The sequence below is a fragment of the Rhizobacter sp. genome, from assembly GCF_046595475.1.
Classification (GTDB): Bacteria; Pseudomonadota; Gammaproteobacteria; order Burkholderiales; family Burkholderiaceae_C; genus Rhizobacter.
In genome coordinates this window covers 1-4,103 of record NZ_JBKJOQ010000053.1, presented here as the reverse complement: position 1 = coordinate 4,103, position 4,103 = coordinate 1, and the positions used below count along the sequence as shown (strand labels likewise).

1 protein-coding gene and 2 pseudogenes are annotated in these 4,103 nt (G+C 64.9%); 2 read left to right on the top strand and 1 reads right to left on the bottom strand.

The window, feature by feature from the left end; genetic code table 11:
- Positions 1-405 (bottom strand): annotated as a pseudogene (locus tag AC30QB_RS10210) (hypothetical protein); the annotation flags it as partial.
- Between AC30QB_RS10210 and AC30QB_RS10205 the strand changes: the two are divergent.
- A pseudogene (locus tag AC30QB_RS10205) lies at positions 397-3,408 on the top strand (excinuclease ABC subunit UvrA); the annotation flags it as partial. The pseudogenes AC30QB_RS10210 and AC30QB_RS10205 sit on opposite strands and share 9 nt — an antisense overlap.
- A gap of 123 nt (positions 3,409-3,531) precedes the next feature.
- The coding region (locus tag AC30QB_RS10200) for an arginase family protein (RefSeq protein ID WP_489546104.1) at positions 3,532-4,103 on the top strand (572 nt) is incomplete at its 3' end.

Sequence of the window (4,103 nt, the reverse complement as noted above, 5' to 3'; positions counted from 1 at the left end):
GACCGCGTCCACCTCGGGCCGACCTGCGGGCTGCACGATGCTGCGCGCGTAGGCGTTCAAACTCTCCAGGTAACGGCGCTGGCCTTCGTTGAACAGGATGTCGAAGGCGAGCGTGCTCTTGCCTGAGCCGCTCACGCCGGTGATCACGCTGAACTTGCCGCGCGGGATGCTCACGTCCATCGACTTCAGGTTGTGCTCACGGGCGTTGACGATGCGGATGAAGTTGTCTTCGGGCTGGCGCTCTCTGCGTGCGGCTCTGATCACCGCTTGCAGCGGGCGGCCTTCTTCCACCTTGTAGTCACCCAGGCCCATGGACTTGTCGTAATCGGCCAATGCCTTGCCGGTGTGCGAGGTGGGGTGGTGTTTCACGTCGTCGGGTGTGCCGATGCACACCACCCAACCACCGGCCTGCACTTCGACGACATCGCCAAGCTGATGCGCGCCTTCCGCAAGCTGCTCGATGCGGGCCACTCGCTGATCGTGATCGAGCACAACCTCGACGTGGTGCGCGCAGCCGATTGGCTGATCGATCTCGGCCCCGAAGGCGGCGAGGCCGGCGGCGAGCTGGTGTGCGAGGGCACGCCCGAAGACGTGAAGCAGCACCCCACCTCACACACCGGCCGCGCGCTGGCCGACTACGACCGCGCCATGGGCCTGGGTGACCACAAGGTGGAAGAAGGCCGCCCGCTGCAAACGGTGATCCGCGCCGCGCGCAGAGCGCACCAGCCCGAAGACGATTTCATCCGCATCGTCAACGCGCGCGAACACAACCTCAAGTCGATGGACGTGAGCATCCCGCGCGGCAAGTTCAGCGTGATCACTGGCGTCTCGGGCTCGGGCAAATCCACGCTCGCCTTCGACATCCTTTTCAACGAAGGCCAGCGCCGTTACCTCGAATCGCTCAATGCCTACGCCCGCAGCATCGTGCAGCCGGCAGGCCGGCCCGAGGTGGATGCGGTGTACGGCATCCCGCCCACCGTGGCCATCGAGCAGCGCCTGAGCCGCGGCGGCCGCAAGAGCACCGTGGCCACCACCACCGAGGTGTGGCACTTCTTGCGCCTGCTGTACGTGAAGCTCGGCCTGCAGCACTGTGTGAAAGACGGCAGCCCTGTGAAGCCGCAAAGCGCCGAGAGCATTGCGGCGCAACTCTTGCGCGATCACAAGGGCGAGCACGTGGGCCTGCTGGCGCCGCTGGTCGTCAACCGCAAGGGCGTGTACACCGACCTTGCCAAATGGGCCAAGGCACGCGGCCACACACACCTGCGCGTGGACGGTGATTTCTTGCCAGTCGACCCTTGGCCGCGGCTTGATCGCTTCAAGGAGCACACGCTGGAGCTGCCGGTGGGCGACCTCGTCATCAGCGCCGACAACGAAGCCCAGCTTCGCGAGATGCTGGCCAAGGCATTGGACGTGGGCAAGGGCGTGATGCATTTGCTGACGCCGCTGCACGGTCTGAAGGGCGCGATGCTGGCCGGCACACCCACGCGCAAGATTGGCGACACGAAGGTCTTCTCTACCAAGCGCGCCTGCCCAACCTGCGGCACCAGCTACGCCGAGCTTGACCCGCGCATGTTCAGCTACAACAGCAAGCACGGCTGGTGCACCACCTGCGTGGGCACCGGCCTCGCGCTCACCCGCGAGCAGCGCAAGGCGTATGACGATTCGGTGCAAGACGAAGACAACAAGGGCCGCGAGCAAAGCTTCCCTTCCGAAGAAGCCGAAGTCGAAGGCGTGGTTGACGAGCCGTGCCCCGCATGCAGCGGCACCCGGCTCAACCCAGCCTCGCGCGCCGTCACCTTCGAGAGCCATTCCATCGCGTGGATTGCGCAATGGTCGGTGGCCGATTGCCGCAAGTGGGTCGAAGCCTTGCAGCTCAAAGGCCGCGATGCCGAGATCGCACGCGACGTGATCGTCGAGATCAAGAACCGCCTGGAGTTTCTGGAAGAAGTGGGCCTCGGCTACCTCACGCTAGACCGCGCTGCGCCCACGCTCAGCGGCGGCGAGGCACAGCGCATCCGCCTGGCCGCGCAGCTGGGCAGCAACCTGCAAGGCGTGTGCTACGTGCTCGACGAGCCCACCATCGGCTTGCACCCACGAGACAACCAGGTGCTGCTCAACGCGCTGCACAAGCTCGGCGACAAGGGCAACACCCTGGTGGTGGTGGAGCACGACGAAGACACCATTCGCCGTGCCGACCACATCATCGACATCGGCCCCAGCGCTGGCAAACGCGGCGGCCGTCTCGTGGCGCAAGGCACGGTGAGCGAGGTGTCGGCGGTGGCCGACTCGGTGACGGGCCGCTTTCTCGCGCACCCGCTCAAGCACCCACTGCAAGCGCGGCGCGTCATCAGCGACGAGGTCTTCACGAAAGACCGCGAGAAGAAAGGCCCGCTGACCATCGTCAACGCGTCGCTGCACAACCTGCAGCAAGTGACGGTCGACATTCCGCTGCGGCGCCTGGTGGCGGTGACGGGCGTGAGCGGCTCCGGCAAATCGACCATCGCGCGAGACGTGCTGCTCGCCAACCTGCAGTTCATCAACAGCAAGGGCGGCAAGCCCAACTGGCAGGGCTGCGACAAGATCGAAGGCTGGGGCTTCATCGACCGCGTGTTGGAAGTCGACCAAACGCCCATAGGCAAGACCCCGCGCTCCTGCCCCGCCACCTACATCGGCTTCTGGGACGTGATCCGCAAGCTGTTCGCCGACACGCTCGAATCCCGAGCGCGCGGCTACGCGCCCAACCGCTTCAGCTTCAACACCGGCGAAGGCCGTTGCCCGGCCTGCGAAGGGCAGGGCTTGCGCACCATCGAGATGAGCTTCTTGCCCGACGTGAAGGTGCCTTGCGATGTGTGCCGCGGCGCACGCTTCAACGCCGAGACGCTGGCCGTCACCTGGCGCGGCAAGAGCATCGGCGACGTACTGCAAATGGAAATCGACGAGGCGGTGGAGTTCTTCGCCTCCATGCCGCACATCGCGCACCCGCTGCAGCTGATGAAAGATGTGGGCCTGGGCTACCTCACACTCGGCCAGCCCTCACCCACGCTGAGCGGCGGCGAAGCGCAACGCATCAAGCTCGTCACCGAGCTGACCAAGGTGCGTGATGACGTGGGCCGGCGCGGCAACAAGGCGCCGCACACGCTCTACGTATTGGATGAGCCCACCGTGGGCCTGCACATGGCCGATGTGGAGAAGCTCATTCATGTGCTGCACCGCCTGGTGAATGGCGGGCACAGTGTGGTGGTGATTGAGCATGACCTGGATGTGATTGCCGAGGCCGATTGGGTGATCGACTTGGGGCCGGACGGCGGCAATGGCGGCGGGCAGGTGGTGGCTGCGGCCCAGCCCGAAGCGGTTGTGAAGCTGGGCACGCACACCGGCAAGGCACTGGAGGCGGTGCTGGCACGTTAGCGCGGCAGCAGCGAGCCTGAGCCCTGTGGAGCGCACACCACGGGCCCAAGCGCTTGCTATTAAATAGATAGCTAAAGAGCCATGTTTTACCCGGGCCAGAGCCCAATTTGACCCTCAAAACCGATAAAAACCTTCTACAACCACCTCCACACCCAGCACCAGGGCAAGGTCGAGATGTTTCGCGGGGCGATGGTGCCTTGCTTTGAGGTGGCGGCGCGGGCGGACCATGTGTTGGCGGAGCTGACGCGTCGCCCCGTGGGTGAGGTGCTGGCGCCAGCAGCGTTGGACGCAAGTGTCTTGGCCAGCATCCACAGCCCGCGCTATCTGAATTTCTTGGCCACGGCCTGGGACCAGTGGCTAGCGCTCGACCCAGCCAATGCGGACACCGACATCTTGCCCTCAGTCTGGCCCACGCGGACCTTGCGTACCGATATTGAGCCCGACAATTTTGCCGCCAAAGTGGGGCTGTATTCGTCGGACGCAGGCACGCCGTTTACCAGCGGGACCTGGGTGGCTGCGCGTGAGGGCGCTCACTGCGCGCTGGGCGCCGCGCAAGCGGTGTTGGATGGCGATCGCGCTGCTTTTGCGCTGAGCCGTCCACCCGGCCACCATGCTGGTATGGACTTTTTTGGTGGCTATTGCTTTTTAAATAATGCCGCACTGGCCGCGCAGCACTTGCTGAATCAAGGACGCGG